General features: G+C 65.4%; 15 protein-coding genes and 2 pseudogenes. 12 read left to right on the forward strand and 5 right to left on the reverse strand.

Features of this window, described 5'->3' with window-relative positions; all coding sequences use genetic code 11:
• Nucleotides 1-336: 336 nt before the first annotated feature.
• Nucleotides 337-1,497 carry a porin gene (locus BJG93_RS05555; RefSeq protein WP_027197333.1) on the reverse strand — a complete coding sequence of 387 codons (1,161 nt, stop codon included), beginning with the start codon at nucleotides 1,495-1,497 and terminating at the stop codon, nucleotides 337-339.
• A 642-nt stretch (nucleotides 1,498-2,139) separates the two neighbouring features.
• A pseudogene (locus tag BJG93_RS05560) lies at nucleotides 2,140-2,303 on the reverse strand (methyl-accepting chemotaxis protein); the annotation flags it as partial.
• Between the two features lie 2 nt (nucleotides 2,304-2,305).
• Between BJG93_RS05560 and BJG93_RS05565 the strand changes: the two are divergent.
• Nucleotides 2,306-2,487, forward strand: a pseudogene (locus BJG93_RS05565) (alpha/beta fold hydrolase); the annotation flags it as partial.
• A gap of 132 nt (nucleotides 2,488-2,619) precedes the next feature.
• On the opposite strand, the gene BJG93_RS05570 reads toward BJG93_RS05565, so the two are convergent.
• Entirely contained in the window at nucleotides 2,620-3,615 is a 996-nt protein-coding gene (locus BJG93_RS05570; RefSeq protein WP_027197335.1) for an LLM class flavin-dependent oxidoreductase, read from the reverse strand.
• 327 nt (nucleotides 3,616-3,942) lie between these two features.
• On the opposite strand from BJG93_RS05570, the gene BJG93_RS05575 reads away from it, so the two are divergent.
• The 3 genes from BJG93_RS05575 (at nucleotide 3,943) to BJG93_RS05585 (ending at nucleotide 7,635) form a co-directional block, all read left to right on the forward strand.
• Nucleotides 3,943-5,541 (forward strand): rhodanese-related sulfurtransferase, encoded by a 1,599-nt coding sequence (locus tag BJG93_RS05575; RefSeq protein WP_027197337.1) that lies wholly within the window; start codon nucleotides 3,943-3,945, stop codon nucleotides 5,539-5,541.
• A gap of 517 nt (nucleotides 5,542-6,058) precedes the next feature.
• Nucleotides 6,059-6,610, forward strand: a complete 552-nt coding sequence (gene bamE / locus BJG93_RS05580) for an outer membrane protein assembly factor BamE domain-containing protein (protein WP_027197338.1) — start codon at nucleotides 6,059-6,061, stop codon at nucleotides 6,608-6,610.
• A gap of 71 nt (nucleotides 6,611-6,681) precedes the next feature.
• Complete coding sequence (locus BJG93_RS05585; protein ID WP_027197339.1) at nucleotides 6,682-7,635, forward strand: patatin-like phospholipase family protein; 954 nt, start codon at nucleotides 6,682-6,684, stop codon at nucleotides 7,633-7,635.
• A 37-nt stretch (nucleotides 7,636-7,672) separates the two neighbouring features.
• On the opposite strand, the gene BJG93_RS05590 is transcribed toward BJG93_RS05585, so the two are convergent.
• Nucleotides 7,673-8,953: a type II toxin-antitoxin system HipA family toxin gene (locus BJG93_RS05590; protein ID WP_027197340.1), complete on the reverse strand. Its 1,281-nt coding sequence runs from the start codon at nucleotides 8,951-8,953 to the stop codon at nucleotides 7,673-7,675.
• Entirely contained in the window at nucleotides 8,943-9,281 is a 339-nt protein-coding gene (locus BJG93_RS05595; protein WP_027197341.1) for a helix-turn-helix transcriptional regulator, read from the reverse strand. Before BJG93_RS05595 ends, BJG93_RS05590 begins: the two co-directional genes overlap by 11 nt.
• Nucleotides 9,282-9,734: 453 nt before the next feature.
• Between BJG93_RS05595 and BJG93_RS05600 the strand changes: the two genes are divergently transcribed.
• From BJG93_RS05600 to astD, 8 genes are all read left to right on the forward strand, one after another.
• The gene (locus BJG93_RS05600; RefSeq protein WP_027197342.1) at nucleotides 9,735-10,424 is read left to right on the forward strand and encodes an ABC transporter permease; all 690 of its coding nucleotides are present in this window, start codon (nucleotides 9,735-9,737) and stop codon (nucleotides 10,422-10,424) included.
• A 5-nt stretch (nucleotides 10,425-10,429) separates the two neighbouring features.
• Complete coding sequence (locus BJG93_RS05605; protein WP_027197343.1) at nucleotides 10,430-11,143, forward strand: ABC transporter permease; 714 nt, start codon at nucleotides 10,430-10,432, stop codon at nucleotides 11,141-11,143.
• A gap of 88 nt (nucleotides 11,144-11,231) precedes the next feature.
• A complete protein-coding gene (locus BJG93_RS05610; RefSeq protein WP_027197344.1) occupies nucleotides 11,232-12,023 on the forward strand; it encodes an ABC transporter ATP-binding protein in 792 nt (263 codons plus the stop codon).
• A 25-nt stretch (nucleotides 12,024-12,048) separates the two neighbouring features.
• Nucleotides 12,049-13,092, forward strand: coding sequence for a GlxA family transcriptional regulator (locus BJG93_RS05615; RefSeq protein ID WP_027197345.1), 1,044 nt, complete (start codon nucleotides 12,049-12,051; stop codon nucleotides 13,090-13,092).
• Nucleotides 13,093-13,284: 192 nt separating this feature from the next.
• Nucleotides 13,285-14,520, forward strand: a complete 1,236-nt coding sequence (locus BJG93_RS05620) for an aspartate aminotransferase family protein (RefSeq protein WP_027197346.1) — start codon at nucleotides 13,285-13,287, stop codon at nucleotides 14,518-14,520.
• Between the two features lie 67 nt (nucleotides 14,521-14,587).
• Nucleotides 14,588-15,640, forward strand: coding sequence for an arginine/ornithine succinyltransferase subunit alpha (gene aruF / locus BJG93_RS05625; protein ID WP_027197347.1), 1,053 nt, complete (start codon nucleotides 14,588-14,590; stop codon nucleotides 15,638-15,640).
• Entirely contained in the window at nucleotides 15,637-16,674 is a 1,038-nt protein-coding gene (gene astA / locus BJG93_RS05630) for an arginine N-succinyltransferase (RefSeq protein ID WP_027197348.1), read from the forward strand. Before aruF ends, astA begins: the two co-directional genes overlap by 4 nt.
• 2 nt (nucleotides 16,675-16,676) lie before the next feature.
• A complete protein-coding gene (gene astD, locus BJG93_RS05635; RefSeq protein WP_027197349.1) occupies nucleotides 16,677-18,140 on the forward strand; it encodes a succinylglutamate-semialdehyde dehydrogenase in 1,464 nt (487 codons plus the stop codon).

Here is an 18,140-nt window from a genome sequence, read left to right on the forward strand (position 1 = left end):
TCCTGTTTGCAAAATCGGGGTTTGGCCGACTGACCGGTTTCGAGAAAGTCGTCTGACCGGAGTGGGTCGGCTGCGGAAGTTGGACGCAGCGGTGCAGCCGGCGATCACCGGAGGCCGCTCGATTTCCGGGATCGGCCATGAACGGTCTCTCACAACCGGTTCGCGAAGGTCCGCTCACGAAGGGCGAGCCGCCCTTTGACGCCGCGCGGGCGAGAAAAGCCTGCGCACATCTCACGGCACGCGTGGATGGTAGCGTTGTTTCTGTAGCGGCACGGCGTTATGCCTGATGGATGTCAGGCCCACCCGCGCGTGCCGCATTCGTGCCGGTCCGTGCGATCAGAACTGGTGCCGCAGGCCTGCTATAACAGCCACTTGCGTGCCCGTCGAAGACGGCGACAGCGTGTTGAGCATCGCATGCGACAGCACGGAATCCGCAGGCGCGCCATGCACGTTCTGATACACGCCTTCAACATAGAAGTCGGTGCGCTTGCTGAGTGCGTAATCGGTTTGCAGCATGGCCGTATTCCATCCCGGCGACGAGCCGTTATACGCGCCATGCGTGAACGTGTACGCACCCGATACGCTCAACGCCGGCGTGAACGCATACTTCGCGTTCACTTCATAGTTGTCGAGGCGCAGGGAACCGGCGAGGGTGCCGGCAGTGCTGTCGTTCGCGCCGAGATAGCTGCCCGTGCCGAACGAGAATACGCCCGCCACGTTGTCGATCTGCGTATGGCTCCAGACCAGCCCGACAGTGGCCGCCCCGAAGGTGTAGTTGCCGCCGAGCGACCAGATACGCTGGCGTTCCGCGATGAAGTTCGCGCTCGTATCGGCCGTGGTCACCGCGCCGCTGCCGTTGCCTGCGTTGTTCAGTTGCAGGTAGCCGGCGGCGAGATTCAGCGGGCCTTGCGCATAGGACAGGCCGAAGCCGTATGAGCGATTGTTCGCGAAGTTGCCGGCCTTGTTGCTGAACGAGTACATCGTTTCGAACGTGACGCCGCGGTAGACCGGGCTCGCGTACTTGACCGAGTTATTGACGACGACCGAATTCGCAGCAAGGTTGTCGTTATCGAACGGATGTGCAGCGATGCTGCCGCCCCACGTGTTGAACCCGGCCGTGAGCGGTCCGACGGCGTCGTTCATCACGTCGAACTGGCGACCGAATGTCAACGTGCCGTACGGATCGCTTTGCAATCCCACCCATGCCTGCGAACCGAACGCGCTACCTGAGAAAGCCTGCGCGCCGTTGTTCAGCAGGAAGCCTTGCTCCAGTTTGAAGATCGTGTGCAAGCCCGCACCCAGATCTTCCGAACCCTTGAGGCCGAACACCGTGTTCTGCGTCGAACTGGTGGCCATTTGCCAGGCGCTGTGACCAGTCTGGTTGTTCGTATAGACGATGCCTGTATCGATGAGACCGTACAGGGTCACGCTGCTTTGGGCATGTGCCGATACTGCAAATGCTGCGGATAGCGTGAGTGTCAGTAAAGATTTTTTCATAGTTATTCGCCGTGATTTAGCCGAAACCGCGAAAATAATTGCCTTGGCCAGCAGTGTCAGCCGTCAACCCCGCTGCGCCTGGTCCCAGATGTCGGGACGAGGAACAGATGCAAGTGATATGCCACCCGAGGACCTCGACTCATCCTGGGGCCGTCCCGCGGCCCATAGACGCCAGAAAGGTCGGGCCCACCGCCGTTCGCCGCATGAGGTGGCCGCAACACCCACTGACGGGGCGCCCAAAGTGGACAAAAGTGCACTGGAGTCGGGCGTGCCATCGGGCCTCTTGCCTAGCCAAGGTGCAGCCGACGAAGCGATGCACGCCGCCTCGCTGCCATCTCCGGTACGTCGCTCGCGAACGGCGAGCGCAGCGGCTGGCCTCTGTCGAACGGTGCGACGCGCGGCGACCGCTCGGCTGGATATCGCTCAACGGTGCCAGCCGCGATATGCGAGGTGCGACCGAGCCCAGCGGGGCGCCGCACCCTAGGCCGCGTTTTCGAGTTTGCATCTGAAGACAAAACAACAGCGTCGGCAGCCATCATTCGGCTTGCTAACTGGATGCCTGTCGATTTGGCGAATCTGGAACCGAGTTGTGCGCCGGCCCATTGGGGGATGGTGTAAGGCGTCGGGTAGTAGAAAAGCGCGCTTGACCAGGTTCGCGACCACGGCGAAACCTCTGCCTGCGTTCCCGGCGCGGGCGGCCTCGATCAGCGCGTTGAGTGCGAGAAATGTGGTTTCCCTGTTAATGTCGTTGATGTCCGAAATCTTGCCGGTGGCGAGGCGTTTCACCTCTGCGTCAGATCGACGATGGCTTGCGGGTTTGAAGGACACGACCGCGATCGGCAAGGATGCGGCGCCCCCCGAAGTGCGCGCGAAGCTCGGCCATTACCCGTCGAGTTCGCGGGGCTCGGTCACGCGCCGCAGATGCAGGATCCGAACGCGTTTCACAAGGCGCTGCTCGACGGACTGGCGGCGGTGCCGGCGAACCGCTGATGGTGCCCTCGAGCTGAGACGCGGGGCCGCTGCGTCCGGCGTGGTCCAACCCGGTGCAAAAACAAGGGCGGCTCGCGATGAGCCGCCCTTTTTTCGTGCGTTGCGGTGTGCGCCGATCGGTTCGCGAACCGCTTATTTGCCCGCCGCCAATTCATCGCGCACCTCGGCGCCGATCTCGAACGAGCGCAGCCGCGCTTCGTGATCGTAGATCTGCGCAGTGAGCATCAACTCGTTCGCGCCAGTCTGCTCGATGATCGATTGCAGGCCTTCGCGGATTGCGTCGCGATCGCCGAGCACCGTGCAGGCGAGCGCGCGTGCGACGTTGTTCAGCTCCATCTCCGACGCATCGAGCCGCGCGACCGGCGGCTGCAACTGCCCCGGCGTGCCGCGCCGCAGATTGATGAACTGCTGCTGCAGCGACGTAAAGAGCCGCGCGGCTTCGTCGTTCGTGTCGGCGGCGAACAGATTGACGCCGACCATCGCGTAGGGTAGCGCTAGCGTCGCCGACGGCCGGAACTGCGAGCGATACACCTGCAGCGCGGTCATCATGTAGTCGGGCGCGAAGTGCGACGCGAACGCGAACGGCAGCCCGAGCGCCGCGGCCAGTTGGGCGCTATACAGCGACGAGCCGAGCAGCCACAGCGGCACGTTCAGGCCCGCGCCCGGCACCGCGCGAATGCGCTGGCCCTCGACCGGCTCGGCGAAGTAACGCTGCAATTCGACGACGTCGTCGGGGAAGGTTTCGGCGCTCGCCTGCAGATCGCGGCGCAGCGCGCGGGCCGTGGTCTGGTCGGTGCCGGGCGCGCGGCCGAGGCCGAGATCGATCCGCCCCGGATACAGCGACGCGAGCGTGCCGAACTGTTCGGCGATCACGAGCGGCGCATGGTTCGGCAGCATGATGCCGCCGGAGCCGACCCGAATCTTCCTGGTGCCGCCGGCCACGTAGCCGATCACGACCGAGGTCGCCGCGCTTGCGATGCCGGTCATGTTGTGATGCTCGGCGAGCCAGTAGCGCTTGTAGTTCAGCTTTTCCGCGTGCTGCGCGAGCGATAGCGTGTTCCTGAACGCGTCAGCGGGCGTGGCGCCCGCGGTGACCGGCGAAAGATCGAGAACCGAAAAGGGGATCATTGTCTTGGATGGCTAGAGGCGGCGCTTTCGCGCGATGCGGCATTGTGGCAAAGCGGCGGTTTTTCTGCTGGCGGCGCGGCGATGTCCATGCCGGCCGAAGGGTCGGCAAGAGCCGACGCGGCGCGATACGTGGTGCGCTACGTGGCGCGGAAATTGCGCGTGCATCGGGTGTTGGCGCGGCGGTGCTTCGCATTCGCAGTGCGCCCGAATAAGCAATCCAGCGAGTGATCGTGCGCCGATCGGAATTCGAGTGTACGGTTAAGTATGGGTGCGGTGACGCGACCCGTTGCCGGAAACCTGGAATGTAGCGAAGGAGTTTTGGATCCCATGAATGTCGTCAAAGAGTTTCGTACCCGGTCATTCCGAGACGTGTGCCACGCATTGCTCGACCGAGAAGAGATCGCGCTCATCGACGTGCGTGAGGAAGATCCGCACGCGCGCAGTCATCCGTTGTTCGCGGCCAATCTGCCGCTATCGCGGCTCGAACTCGACGCACCGCTGCGGCTGCCGCGCCCGGCCGTGCCGATCGTCGTATTCGATGCCGGCGAAGGTCTCGCGACGCGTGCCGCCGAGCGACTCGCCGAACTCGGTTATACGAACGTCGCATTGCTCGAGGGCGGGCTGCAAGGCTGGCGCGAAGCAGGCGGCGAATTGTTCAGAGACGTCAACGTGCCGAGCAAGGCGTTCGGCGAACTGGTCGAAAGCGTGCGTCACACGCCGTCGCTGTCCGCGCAGCAGGTGCAGGCGCTGCTCGATCAGGAGGCCAATATCGTGGTGCTCGACGCACGCCGCTTCGAGGAGTTTCAGACCATGAACATCCCCGGCAGCATCAGCGTGCCCGGCGCGGAGCTGGTGCTGCGCGCCCGGCAGTTGGCGCCGGATCCGGCCACGCGCATCATCGTCAATTGCGCGGGGCGCACGCGCAGCATCATCGGCGCGCAGTCGCTGATCAACGCCGGCGTGCCGAATCCGGTGGCCGCGCTGCGCAATGGCACGATGGGCTGGACGCTCGCCGGGCAGCCGCTCGCGCATGGCAGCGCGCGGCGCATCGAAGGCGCGGTCGACGACGTCTCCCGTCTCGCCGCCGCCGACGGCGCGCGCACGGTCGCCGACCGGGCGCGCGTGCGCCGTACGTCGCGCGACGAAGCGCGCCGCTGGGCCGACGAAGCGGTGCGCACCGTGTATCGCTTCGACGTGCGCACGCCCGACGAATACGAGGCGGGCCACGTGCCCGGTTTTCGCAGCGCGCCGGGCGGCCAGCTCGTGCAGGAAACCGACCTGTTCGTGACGGTGCGCGGCGCGCGCGTGATCCTTGCGGACAGCGACGGCGTGCGCGCCAACATGAGCGCATCGTGGCTCGCGCAGATGAACGTCGAGGTGTACGTGGTCGATGGCCTGACGGCGGCCGATTTCGCCGAGAAGGGCACGCCGCCCGCGCGCAATGCGGTCACGCCGCCCGACGTCGACGAGATCGGTCCGGCGGAGCTCGTCGCGCTGCTGCAGTCGCACGGTACCGTCGTGCTCGATTTCACGAGCAGCGCGAACTATCTGACCCGGCACATTCCGGGCGCGTGGTTCGTGATCCGCAGCCAGCTCGCCGACGCGCTGCGCACGCTGCCCGACGCGAAGCGCTATGTGCTCACGTGCGGCAGCGACGCGCTCGCGCGCTTCGTCGCGCCGGAGCTCGCCGCGGCGACCGGGCGGCCGGTGCAGGTGCTGCGCGGCGGCACGAATGCGTGGATCGACGCGGGCTTGCCGGTGGAGTCGGGCGGCATGCGGATGGCGTCGCCGCGCATCGATCGATATCAACGGCCGTATGACGGCGCGGAGAACGCACGCGAAGCAATGAGCGCGTATCTGGAGTGGGAGCATGGGCTCGTCGCGCAACTGGCGCGCGACGGCACGCATGGCTTTCGGGTGATCTGATCGGATGGCGATCCCGCGAGCCCCTCGCGTCGCGCGAATCTTCTGCCGATTCCGTGTAAACGCGCTCTCGTCGAAAGCCTCCAATGCGTTTAGATTAGGGGCATCTGGAAGGCTTATCGAGGGACCAGGGCGGCCATAAAAGGCAGCGGTTTGTCATTCGGCGATGGCGCAAGGTGAGTAGCCAAGGTTGCTCATCGCTTCGTCTGGAGCAGGCCGCTGCGCGTCGTCCGCGGTGCTTCGCGCAAGGCGGCTAACGAGCCGCCGTCACTTCCGGTTGATCGCATCGACCGACATGGCGACGCTGTTTACAGCGTCGCCTTTTTGCTTCTGGCATGCCCACCTCAGTTGATCCTCAGGCACTCTTTTAGCGCTGCGCGCGACACGTTGCGTGCGTAGCCGCACTCGTCGCGCCCGCGTCGCTCGCGGTTTTCTCCGTGCACGGTTATGCTTGTAGTACACACTACACACCGGCCCTGCGCGGCGACGGCAAATCCCGCGCATCCGGACAGGAACCGATGTGAGCCTCAAACCGCTGAGCGCGGCGCTGCTGATGGCGTGCGTTGCGCTGACCGGCTGCGACCAACAGCAGAGCGATCAAGCCGTGCAAAAACTCAAGGACTTTTTCAACGCGGTCAAACCCGACGCGTTGCTGCTCAAGGACATGACGCCGGGCGTCACAACCGAAGCGCAGATCCTCGCGCAGATGGGCAAGCCCGAAACCGCGCGCACCTTCACCGACGGCTCGAAGCGCTTCGAATATCCGCGTGGCCCGCAAGGCCTGAACACGTACATGGTCGACGTCGACCGCGACGGCAAGCTGCAAGCGATCACGCAGGTACTGACCGCGGCCAACTTCGCGAAGATCCGCGCCGGCATGACCGAAGACGAGGTGCGGCGCTTGCTCGGCAAGCCTGGAGAGATCGCGGTATTTCCGCTGAAGCCCGAAACCGTGTGGAGCTGGAAATGGCGCGAGGGCGGGGTGACCGAAGAAGGCATCTTCAACGTTCACTTCGACCGGAGCCAGAGGGTGTACACCACGTCACGCTCGGACGTGATTCGAGGGCGATAGGCGGGGAAAAGTCGGCCAGAAGATGGCCGGATAAGCGGGCCGCACAAGCTGGCCGAAAAAGCGGGGTAAGCATGATACGTCGACGTCGATACAGCCGGATCGGGCTGGTGCTGGGGGGCGGCGCCGCGCGCGGCTGGGCGCATATCGGCGCGATTCGCGCGCTGCAAGACGCTGGCATCAAGCCCGACGTCGTGTGCGGCACGTCGATCGGCGCGCTGGTCGGTGCGGTCTATGCGAACGGCGACCTCGACTGGCTCGAGGAGTGGGTGTCGCGTCTTACGTGGCAGACCGTGGTGCGGCTGCTCGATCTGCGCATCTCGGGCGGCCTGCTGGGCGGGCGCAAGGTGATCCAGCTGTTCGCCGACAAATTCGCCGGCAGCTCGATCGCGCAATTGCAGATGCCGTTCGCGGCGGTCGCGACCGAACTCGACACGGGCCGCGAAATCTGGCTCCAGGACGGCAGCACGATCGACTCGGTGCGCGCGTCGATTGCGATTCCGGGCATTTTCACGCCGGTATGGCACAACGGCGTGTGGCTCGTCGACGGCGGGCTCAGCAACCCGGTGCCGGTGTCGGTCGCGCGTGGCATGCGCGCCGACTGCGTGATCGCGATCGATCTGAACAACGACATCCTCAACGGCCGCGACTTCGGCGGTGCGGTCATCGAAACGCCCGCGCTCGATCCCACCGCGCCGCCGCCCGTGGCGTTGCGCCGCAACGGCAAGCCGTGGCCGCGCTGGCTCGCGCCGGCCGAAGCGAGCGCGACCGACGACGTGCGCGTGCCGCCCAAGCCAAGCGCGCACGTGCCGTCGATGTTGAGTTCGATCGCGCAAAGCATCGACATCATGCAGGTGCGCATCACGCGCAGCCGGCTGGCCGGCGAGCCGGCCGATATCCTGATCCAGCCGCGTCTCGGCGGCATGGGCATCTTCGATTTTCATCGCGCGGCACCAGCCATCGCGGAAGGGCGCGACGCGGTCGAGCAGATGCTGCCGGCGATTCGTGCGCGGCTCGGGATCGACTGAACGCGCGTGGTTCGGCATCGGCGCCGGCGCGGCCGCGCTAATGCAGCAGCGCCGCGAGTTCGGGCGGAGCGCCTTCGAATGCGAACGGATTCAGGAACTGGCGCCGCCACATCAGGCCGCGATCGATCTCGCTCAACTGCGCATCGGTGCAGACCGCGTCCCAGTGCGCCAGAATGACCTCGATTTGCTGTCGCGCGATGGCCACCGCTTCATCGCGCGACAGCAGAAAGAATGGCGCCGCTCGCAGACACGTGTCGATGCGGCTGAAGCGATCGTCGCCGACGACCAGCATCGCCTGGGTCGCTTCGTTGCCGGCGCGTGCCTGCGGGCAGATGTCGTAGGCGGGCGTCAGCGTCAGCTCGCGGCCGTCCCAGTAAGCGGCGTGATTGCGGGCATGGTCGTCGGTATTGCCGCACAGCACGTTGAACAGCAGCCGCGCGAAAAGCTGCCTGAGCGTCGCGCCCGGGTTCGTGAAGCGATGGCGGATCAGCGTCGCGAATTCCTGGTAGCTCGCGTAGCGCGCCATCATCTCGTCGAGTTCGAACAGGGTTAGCGCCGACACCATCGCGCGGCGCTGCCAGCCTTGTGCGTCGCCGGTACGATCGAAGCGCTCGATCAGCAGCACGTCCTTGCCGCCGACATGCTCGAGCTTCACCGGCGCGGCATCGATGCCCACCAACGACGCGATGCGCATCGCAATGTATTCCGCCTTCACGACGCTGTAGACGTCGCTTTGCGACGAAAACTTCGCGATGAACTTGCGCTCGTGCGTGGTGATCATCGCCTTTGGGCGCGCGCCGCCGATCGAGCTGCCATGAAACAGCGCGCGTTCGAGGTCGGGGCTGAGCTTCACGCCGCGCTCGACACCCGACACCGCGTTTTGCAGATCGTCGAGCGACGCGCTCGCCGTTTCGCGCGGCGCATATTCGCTCGGCGACAGCTGAAAGTCGAGCGCACCGATGCGGTCGGAGCCGGATTCGAGCAGATAGGTCATCTCGTCGAGCTCGCCGGTGTCGATCTGCGCGCCGCGCATGCCGAGCTTGCGATTGATGATCACGCGCCGGCCCCATGCATCGGGCGCCGCATCGCGGATGCAGCCGGGCATCGTGAGGCCGCTGAGCAGCGGTAAGGTGCCGCGCCGCAGCGGCAATTCGGGCACATAGAGCGGGATCGCGTCGTCGCGCGCGAGGTAGCTTTGGCCGTAGTTGAACAGCATCTGACCGCCGGCCGCCACGAGGCGCCCGGCGACCACCGGCTCGGTCGCGCCAGGCAGCCAGGTCCATACGAAGGCTTCGTTATAGGCGGACTTAGAAATCATCCTTGGCTTCCGGGCGAGGCGCGCGCACCGCGCGCGGCAACAGCGTCAGCACGTCGGCGTTGGCGCGGATTGCGCTGCCGAGGGCGGACGTGTCGGCGTCGAACAGCCGCACACCGACCACCGCCGCGGCTTCGAACACCGCGCCGATAGAGCAGCGCGGATCGCCTTTTTCTATCCGCTGCACGAGGCTGCGCGACAGCCCGGCGCGCTCGGCCAACTGCGCGGCGGTGATCCTGCGCTCGAGCCGCGCGCGACGGATCAGCTGGCCGAGCAGGCGGGCAGCGTCCAGACTGTAACGCGAGGCAGCGCGGGTAGCGGGAGTGGGCATGGCAACGTGGGATGGCTCACCTGTGAGTCATATGACGCATTCGGGACTCACTTATGACTCATTATCGGACTTTTTGGGCCAAGACACAAACAATGACTCATGAATGGGCCATAAACCGCTTTCGCGACTCATACATGAGTCATTCACGCGCGCACCGGCCCTATACCTCGGATGCCAGCGGCCGTCCGCGCGGTCTATCGGAAAAGCGACCGGAAACTGGCCAAATCGCCGCACGGCCCAGCGCGCGCGGCGCGCCTCGCCCAACGATAATTCACCTGAAACCTAGCGCCATCAGTGTTGCGCCCCCCGCCGCCGCGTCATATTGCATCGCAGCAAAGGCACCGCCCGGGATTTGAGAAATTGATTTTCGCTTGCGAGACTCCGCGCCATGCGGGAGCAGCGGCAGGCCTTGAAGCCTCCGCGCCAATTCAACCCACCTGGATGGAGACAAGCATGTTCCTATACGGCTTTGGTCCCGTGCTGCTCGCCGGCACGATCCAGACGATCGAACTATCCGTTCTGTCGCTGGCGGCCGCCGTGTTGCTCGGCCTCGCGGGCGCGGCGGCGAAACTCTCGTTGAACCGACCCTTGCGGGCCGTCGCGACCGGCTACACGACGCTGATCCGCTCGGTGCCCGACCTCGTGCTGATGCTGCTGTTGTTCTACAGCATCCAGATCTGGCTCAATGATCTGACCGACATGTTCAGCATGGAGCAGATCGACATCGATCCGTTTCTCGCCGGCGTGCTGACGCTCGGCTTCATCTACGGCGCGTACTTCACCGAGACATTTCGCGGCGCGTTTCTCGCGGTGCCGCGCGGCCAGCTCGAAGCGGGCAGCGCGTACGGCATGAGCGGCGTGCGCGTGTTCGCACGCATCCTGTTCCCACAGATGATGCGCTTCGCGCTGCCCGGCATCGGCAACAACTGGCAGGTGCTCGTGAAGGCCACCGCGCTGGTGTCGATCATCGGACTCGCCGACGTCGTCAAGGCCGCGCAGGACGCGGGCAAGAGCACCTTCAACATGTTCTTCTTCATTCTCGTCGCCGCGTTGATCTATCTGGCGATCACCACCGTATCGAACCTCGTGCTGATCTGGCTGAACCGCCGCTATTCGATCGGCGTGCGACACGCGGAGCTCTGAGCGTCATGATCGACATCCTGAACCAATTCTGGAAGGCGTATCTGTTCTGGGACGGCCAGCGCCTGTCGGGTCTCGCGGTCACGTTGTGGCTGCTGGTCGCGTCGATTGGGATCGGCTTCGTATGCGCGGTGCCGCTCGCGGTGGCGCGCGTGTCGAACCAGCGCTGGCTGTCGACGCCGGTACGTCTGTACACCTACGTATTTCGCGGCACGCCGCTCTACGTGCAGCTGTTGTTGATCTACACCGGCGTATACAGTCTCGCGTTCGTGCGCTCGCACAGTCTGCTCGACGCGTTCTTTCGCAGCGGCTTTCATTGCGCGATTCTCGCCTTCGCATTGAACACCTGCGCGTACACGACGGAGATTTTCGCGGGCGCGATCCGCTCGAGCTCGCATGGCGAAGTCGAAGCGGCGCGCGCCTACGGCATGAGCTGGTTCACGATGTACCGGCGCATTGTGATACCGTCCGCGCTGCGCCGCGCATTGCCGTTGTACAGTAACGAAGTGATCCTGATGCTGCACGCGACCACGGTCGCATTCACGGCCACGGTGCCCGACATTCTGAAGGTCGCGCGCGATGCCAACTCGGCGACCTACCAGTCGTTCAACGCATTCGGGCTCGCGGCGCTGATGTATCTCGTGGTGTCGTTCGCGCTGGTTGCGCTGTTCCGGCGCGCCGAGCGTCGCTGGCTCGCGCATCTTGCGGTGCGCGCGCGATGAGCGCGCGTTGACCTTGCATCGGGCGCCGCGCGCTTCGCCGCGGCGGCGTCTGCACCCGACCGATCCGTATTCTCACTGGGAGAGCATCTTGCTCCATACCACGCAAACCGACGCTTGCAAGCTCGCCGTGCAGGACATCCACAAGCGCTACGGCGACAACGAAGTGCTCAAGGGTGTGTCGCTGAACGCGAACAAGGGCGACGTGATCAGCATCATCGGCGCGAGCGGCTCGGGCAAGAGTACTTTCCTGCGTTGCATCAATTTTCTCGAGCGGCCGAACGCAGGGCAAATCGTCGTCGATGGCGAGGCGGTGAAGACCAAAGCCGATCGCGCCGGCAATCTCGAAGTCGCCGATCACAAGCAGCTGCAACGCATCCGCACGAAGCTCGCGATGGTGTTTCAGCACTTCAACCTGTGGGCGCACATGAACGTGCTCGAGAACGTGATCGAAGCGCCGATTCATGTGCTCGGCCTGAAGCGCAAGGACGCCGAGGACCGTGCGCGCGAATATCTGGAAAAGGTCGGTCTCGCGCCGCGTCTCGAGAAGCAGTATCCGTCGCATCTGTCGGGCGGCCAGCAGCAGCGCGTCGCGATTGCGCGCGCGCTCGCGATGGACCCGGACGTCATGCTGTTCGACGAACCGACCTCCGCGCTCGACCCCGAACTCGTCGGCGAAGTGCTGAAGGTGATGCAGAAGCTCGCCGAGGAAGGCCGCACGATGATCGTCGTGACGCACGAAATGGGCTTCGCGCGCAATGTGTCGAACCATGTGATGTTCTTGCATCAGGGCCGTACCGAGGAAGAGGGCGATCCGGCCACGGTGCTGAGCGCGCCGCGCAGCGAGCGCCTGAAGCAGTTTCTGTCCGGCAGCCTGAAGTAACGCGCGCGTTTTTCACTGACCACCGATGCCCCGCACGTCCAGCCCGGCTCGCACGACGCAGGTTGCGATCGTCGCACTGCCGCCCGTGTCCATGTCGGGCGTCGGCCCGATCGTCGACGCGCTCAATCTTGCCAATGAAATCGACGGCCGCGCGCTGTATCGCGTGCAGGTGTGTTCGTGGGACGGCCGCGCCGTGCCGCTGTCGGGCGGCGCGCAGTGGCCGGCCGATGCCGCCTTCGGCGACGCGCTCGTGTGCGACTGGCTGATCGTCGTCAGCGAGCGGTTTCGGCAGTTCGCCGACTACCGTCTGTTTCTCGCCAGCCTCGCGCGCGTCGGCCAGCGCACGCCGCTCGTCACCGGCATTCATCACGGCGTGTGGTGGCTCGCAATGGCCGGGCAGCTGTCCGGCTATCGCGTCAGCGTGAACTGGGAAACCTATCAGCAGTTCTCCGAACAATTCGAACGCTCGATCGTCACGCAGCAGATCTTCGAAATCGATCGCGATCGCGCGACCTGCGCGGGCGGTCAGGCGAGCGTCGACTTCATGCTCGCGATGATCGGGCGCGAGCACGGGCCCGAACTCGCCGAGCGCATCGCCGATACGCTCGGCGTAGGCGTGCTGCGCGCGGGCGAGGAGCGTCAGCGCATTCCGTTCGTGACCGCACCGGGCGAGCGTCATCCGCGCCTGAACGACGCGCTGCTGCTGATGGAAGCGAACATCGAGGACCCGCTGACGACCGATGAGATCGCCGGCCTCGTCGGCGTATCGCGGCGCCAGCTCGAGCGCCTGTTTCGCCAGTATCTCGGCGCTATGCCGTCCAAATACTATCTGGGGCTGCGGCTGTCGAAGGCGCGCACTCAATTGCAGCGCACCAGCAAATCGGTCGTGCAGATCAGCCTCGCGTGCGGGTTTTCGTCGGCGGCGCACTTTTCGAATGCGTATCGCGAGCGCTTCGGTGTCACGCCGCGCGAGGATCGCCGCAACTGGATCGAGCGGCACACCGGCGCGCACGGCGGCGCAAGCGAACCGCGGCCCGCTGCGCTGCTCGAACGGTCCGAGGACGATTGATGCAAAGTGGCGTGCGAAGCGGGCGTGGCTCGTGCGCCCTGCAAGCCATCTGTAAGCGAAGCCGCGACTAGCGCGCAGGCGCGGCAGCTACGCCGCGCGGAACCTCATAGAACGCGTCGCGTATGCGCAAGACTTGCCGCGCGCGGTTTCCTACACTAGCTGTATTACCTGTCACCCGTAAAAGGATTAGCTATGAACGACCCGACTGTGACACGCCAGACCTTCGACGAAGTCATGGTGCCGGTGTTTTCCCCCGCCGCCTTCGTACCGGATCGCGGTCTCGGCTCGCGCGTGTGGGACACGCAAGGCCGCGACTATATCGACTTCGCCGGCGGCATCGCCGTCACCGCGCTCGGTCATGCGCATCCCGAGCTGCTGAAAGTGTTGCATGACCAGGGCGGCAAGCTGTGGCACATCGGCAATGGCTACACGAATGAGCCGGTGCTGCGCCTCGCGAAGCGCCTCGAAAGCCTCACGTTCGCCGACCGCGCGTTCTTCGCGAACTCGGGCGCCGAAGCGAACGAGGCCGCGCTCAAGCTCGCGCGCCGCGTCGCGTTCGACCGTCATGGCGCGCAGAAAGCCGAAATCATTTCGTTCACGCAGTCGTTCCACGGCCGCACGCTGTTTACCGTCAGCGTCGGCGGCCAGCCGAAGTACTCGGAAGGCTTCGGCCCGGTGCCCGCCGGCATCACGCATTTGCCGTACAACGATGTCGAAGCGGCGAAGAAGGCGATCGGCGCGCAGACCTGCGCGGTGATCGTCGAGCCGATCCAGGGCGAGGGTGGCGTGATTCCGGCCGAACCAGCGTTCCTCCAGGCGCTGCGCGAAGCGTGCGATCAACACAACGCGCTGTTGATTTTCGACGAAGTGCAAACCGGCGTGGGCCGCAGCGGCTACTTCTACGCACACGAGGACACGGGCGTGACGCCCGACATCCTGACGAGCGCGAAGGCGCTCGGCAACGGCTTCCCGATCGGCGCGATGCTGACCACGAAAGAACTCGCCGCGCACTTCAAGGTGGGCGTGCACGGCACGACGTACGGCGGCAATCCGCTCGGCTCGGCGATCGCGGACAAAGTGGTCGAGCTCGTCAGCGACCCGAAGCTGCTCGAAGGCGTGCGCTCGCGCAGCGAAGTGCTGAAGGGCCACCTCGCGAAATTGAACGAGCGCTTCGGGCTTTTCACCGAAGTGCGCGGCAAGGGTCTGCTGATCGGCGCGGAACTGAGCGACCCGTTCCAGGGCCGCGCGAAGGACTTCGTCACCGCGGCTGGGCAGCATGGCGTGATCATGCTGATGGCGGGCCCGGACGTGCTGCGCTTCGTGCCGTCGCTGATCATGCCGCTCGACGACATGGCCGAAGGCTTCGCGCGTCTCGAGAAGGCGTTCGGCGAACTCGTCGGCGCGAATGCGCAGGCGGCGTCGCATTGACGTTCAGGCAGTCCCGCACGCCCACGCTGATGCAGCGGATCATGCGTCACATTCAATAGGAACGATGATGCTCTTCGTACGTCCAGGCCGCCTTGCCGATCTCGATGCGCTCGAGCATATGGCGCGCACCGCGCAACCGGTGCTGCATTCACTGCCGCACGACCGGCGCGCGCTCGAAGCGCGGGTCGCGTTGTCGGAAGACTCGTTTCGCGCCGAGGTCGACTTTCCGGGCGAGGAGTTCTATCTGTTCGTGCTCGAAGACTCGCGGACCGGCGAGCTGATGGGCACCGCGAGCATTGTGGCGGCGGCCGGTTACGCGGACCCGTTCTACGTGTTTCGCAACGACGCGCTGATTCATGCGTCGCGCGAGCTGCACGTGAATCGCAAGATTCACGCGCTGACGATGTCGCACGAGCTGACCGGCAAGAGCCGGCTCGCGGGCTACTACATCGACCCGTCGCTGCGCGGCGACTCGGCGGCGCAGCTGATGTCGCGCGCGCGGATGATGTACATCGCCGCGAATCGCAAGCGCTTCACGCCCGAGGTGTTCTCGCTGCTGCTCGGCGTCACCGACGAAAACGGCGTGTCGCCGTTCTGGGAGGCGGTGGGCCGCAAGTTTTTCGGCCGCAACTTCGCCGACATCGAAGTCGAATCGGGCGGCCGCAGCCGCACCTTCATCGCCGAAGTGATGCCGACCTATCCCGTCTATGTGCCGCTGTTGCCCGAAGCGGCGCAGCGTGTGCTCGGCGAGCCGGACGCTAACGCGCTGCTCGCGTACGAAATCCACCTCGAGGAAGGCTTCGAGACGGATCGCTACGTCGACATCTTCGACGCGGGTCCGGTACTGACCGCGCAGGTGGATCGCAGTGTCAGCGTGAAGCACAACCAGACCCGCGTGGTGCGCGAGGCACCGGTGACCCACGGCGAGACTTACCTGATCGCGCACAACGGCGCCCACGGCGAATTCCGTTGCGTGCTCGGCGATCTCGCGCCCGGCAAGGAGGCGGGCGCCGGGTTGGCGGAAGCGGCGCGCGCCGCGCTTGGCGTACGGGAAGGCGATGCGGTGCGCTGCGTGCCGCTGCACCAGCCGCAGGACGAACCATCGGGAGACGCGCAATGATCGTCGTTCGCGTAGTACAACGAGGCGATGTGGATGCGCTGATGCGACTCGCGCAGGAAACCGGGCCGGGCCTGACCACTTTCAAGCCGGATCGCGATGCGCTCGCGGCGCGTGTCGAACGCGCGCGCCGCACGATGGAAGGTGAGGCCGAGCCGCACGAGGCCGGCTATTTCTTCGTGATGGAAGATACCGCGACCGGCGACGTGGCGGGAGTCTGCGGTATCGAAACGGCGGTGGGTCTGCGGCAGCCGTTCTACAACTATCGCGTGAGCACGGTCGTGCACGCGAGCCAGGATCTGGGCATCTGGACGCGCATGCACGCGCTGAACATTTCGCATGACCTCACCGGTTATGCGGAGGTGTGCTCGCTGTTTCTGAGCCCGCGTTATCGCGCGAGCGGCGTCGGCGGTTTGCTGTCGCGCTCGCGCTTCATGTTTCTCGCGCAGTTTCGGGAGCGTTTTCCGCAGCGTCTGTGCGCGGAGCTGCGCGGCCATTTCGACGAGCAGGGGACGTCGCCGTTCTGGCGCGCGGTCGGCTCGCATTTTTACCAGATCGATTTCAACGCGGCCGACTATCTCAGTTCGCACGGCCGCAAGGCGTTTCTCGCCGAGCTGATGCCGCGCTATCCGGTGTACGTCGAACTTTTGCCGGAAGAGGCACAGCGCTGTGTCGGCCTCACGCATAACGACACGATCCCCGCGCGTCGGATGCTCGAAGCCGAAGGGCTGCGCTACGAGAACCACGTCGATATTTTCGACGCGGGCCCGGTGCTCGAATGCCATATCGCGGACCTGCGCACGGTGCGCGAGAGCGTGCTGGTGACGACCGGGATTGGCGAGGCATCGGAGCAAGCCGCGCAGGACGGACCGAAGTCGATGGTGTCGAACACGTCGCTCGGCGATTTTCGCGTCGGCGTGGTGGCGGGCGCGCCGCGCGACGGTGTGTTCCGCCTGAGCGCGGTCGAGGCCGATGCACTTCGCGTGAAGACCGGCGATCCGCTGCGGGTGCTGCCGTTGAAACACAAACAAGGATGATCATGAGCGAGCTTTTCATCGACGGCGAATGGATCGCCGGCACAGGACCCGTATTCGCATCGCACGATCCCGGCACGGGTGCGGTGGTATGGCAAGGCAACAGCGCGTCGGCGGACGACGTCGATCGCGCCGTACGCAGCGCGCGCCGCGCGTTCGCCGCATGGTCGGCGCTGGCGCTCGACGAGCGCTGCGCGGTGGTGCGCCGCTTCGCCGCGCTCGTGAGCGAGCGCAAGGAAGCGCTCGCCGAAGCGATCGGCCGCGAAACCGGCAAGCCGCTGTGGGAAGCACGCACCGAAGCGGCCTCGATGGCCGCGAAGGTCGACATTTCGATTCAGTCCTATAACGAACGCACCGGCGAAAGGCGCTCGGCGATGGCCGATGGCACCGCGGTGCTGCGGCATCGTCCGCATGGCGTGGTCGCAGTGTTCGGGCCGTACAACTTCCCGGGCCATTTGCCGAACGGGCACATCGTGCCCGCGCTGATCGCCGGTAACGCGGTCGTGTTCAAGCCATCCGAACTGGCGCCCGGGGTCGCGGCGCTCACCGTGCGGATCTGGCGCGATGCGGGGCTGCCCGCCGGTGTGCTGAATCTCGTGCAGGGTGAGAAGGAGACCGGCATCGCGCTCGCGAATCACCGGCAGATCGACGGTTTGTTTTTCACGGGTAGTTCGGATACCGGAACATTGCTGCACAAACAGTTCGGCGGACGGCCGGAGATCGTGCTGGCGCTCGAGATGGGCGGCAACAATCCGCTCGTGATCGGCCCAGTGGCGGACCTCGACGCCGCCGTGCACCACACCATTCAATCGGCGTTTCTGTCGGCGGGGCAGCGCTGCACCTGCGCGCGCCGCATCTTCGTGCCCGACGATGGGTTCGGCGAGCGTTACCTCGCGCGCTTGACGGAAGTGACCGCGCGCATCGGCGTCGGTGCATACAACGCGGAGCCGCAGCCGTTCATGGGCGCCGTGGTGTCGGCGCGCGCGGCCTCGCGTTTGATCGGCGCGCAAGAGCGTCTGCTCGCGAGCGGCGCGAAGGCGCTGCTGAAGATGGCGCAGCGCGATCCGCAACTCGGCTTCGTCACACCGGCGATTCTCGACGTGACCGACGTGCGGGACCTGCCCGACGAGGAGCACTTCGGTCCGCTCGCGCAGATCGTCCGCTACCGCAGTTTCGACGACGCGCTAGAACAGGCGAACGACACCGAGTTCGGTCTCTCCGCGGGCCTGCTCGCCGACGACGAAGCGCTGTGGACGCATTTCCAGCGCACGATTCGCGCGGGCATCGTCAACTGGAACCGGCCGACCAACGGCGCTTCCTCGGGCGCGCCGTTCGGCGGTCCTGGCCGCTCGGGCAATCATCGGCCGAGCGCGTACTATGCGGCCGACTACTGCGCGTACCCGATGGCTTCCGTCGAGAGCGCGCAACTGAGCATGCCCGCGAGCGTCTCGCCGGGCCTCCAATTCTAA

This window comes from Paraburkholderia sprentiae WSM5005, assembly GCF_001865575.2.
In the GTDB taxonomy this organism is placed as follows: domain Bacteria; phylum Pseudomonadota; class Gammaproteobacteria; order Burkholderiales; family Burkholderiaceae; genus Paraburkholderia; species Paraburkholderia sprentiae.

Coding starts and splice junctions, on each gene's coding strand:
- BJG93_RS05575 (WP_027197337.1), top strand. CDS start 3,943: ATGAATGTCGTCAAAGAGTTTCGTACCCGGTCATTCCGAGACGTGTGC.
- aruF (WP_027197347.1), top strand. CDS start 14,588: ATGCTCTTCGTACGTCCAGGCCGCCTTGCCGATCTCGATGCGCTCGAG.
- BJG93_RS05555 (WP_027197333.1), bottom strand. CDS start 1,497: ATGAAAAAATCTTTACTGACACTCACGCTATCCGCAGCATTTGCAGTA.
- BJG93_RS05615 (WP_027197345.1), top strand. CDS start 12,049: ATGCCCCGCACGTCCAGCCCGGCTCGCACGACGCAGGTTGCGATCGTC.
- BJG93_RS05570 (WP_027197335.1), bottom strand. CDS start 3,615: ATGATCCCCTTTTCGGTTCTCGATCTTTCGCCGGTCACCGCGGGCGCC.
- BJG93_RS05590 (WP_027197340.1), bottom strand. CDS start 8,953: ATGATTTCTAAGTCCGCCTATAACGAAGCCTTCGTATGGACCTGGCTG.
- astD (WP_027197349.1), top strand. CDS start 16,677: ATGAGCGAGCTTTTCATCGACGGCGAATGGATCGCCGGCACAGGACCC.
- BJG93_RS05585 (WP_027197339.1), top strand. CDS start 6,682: ATGATACGTCGACGTCGATACAGCCGGATCGGGCTGGTGCTGGGGGGC.
- astA (WP_027197348.1), top strand. CDS start 15,637: ATGATCGTCGTTCGCGTAGTACAACGAGGCGATGTGGATGCGCTGATG.
- BJG93_RS05605 (WP_027197343.1), top strand. CDS start 10,430: ATGATCGACATCCTGAACCAATTCTGGAAGGCGTATCTGTTCTGGGAC.
- BJG93_RS05620 (WP_027197346.1), top strand. CDS start 13,285: ATGAACGACCCGACTGTGACACGCCAGACCTTCGACGAAGTCATGGTG.
- BJG93_RS05595 (WP_027197341.1), bottom strand. CDS start 9,281: ATGCCCACTCCCGCTACCCGCGCTGCCTCGCGTTACAGTCTGGACGCT.
- BJG93_RS05600 (WP_027197342.1), top strand. CDS start 9,735: ATGTTCCTATACGGCTTTGGTCCCGTGCTGCTCGCCGGCACGATCCAG.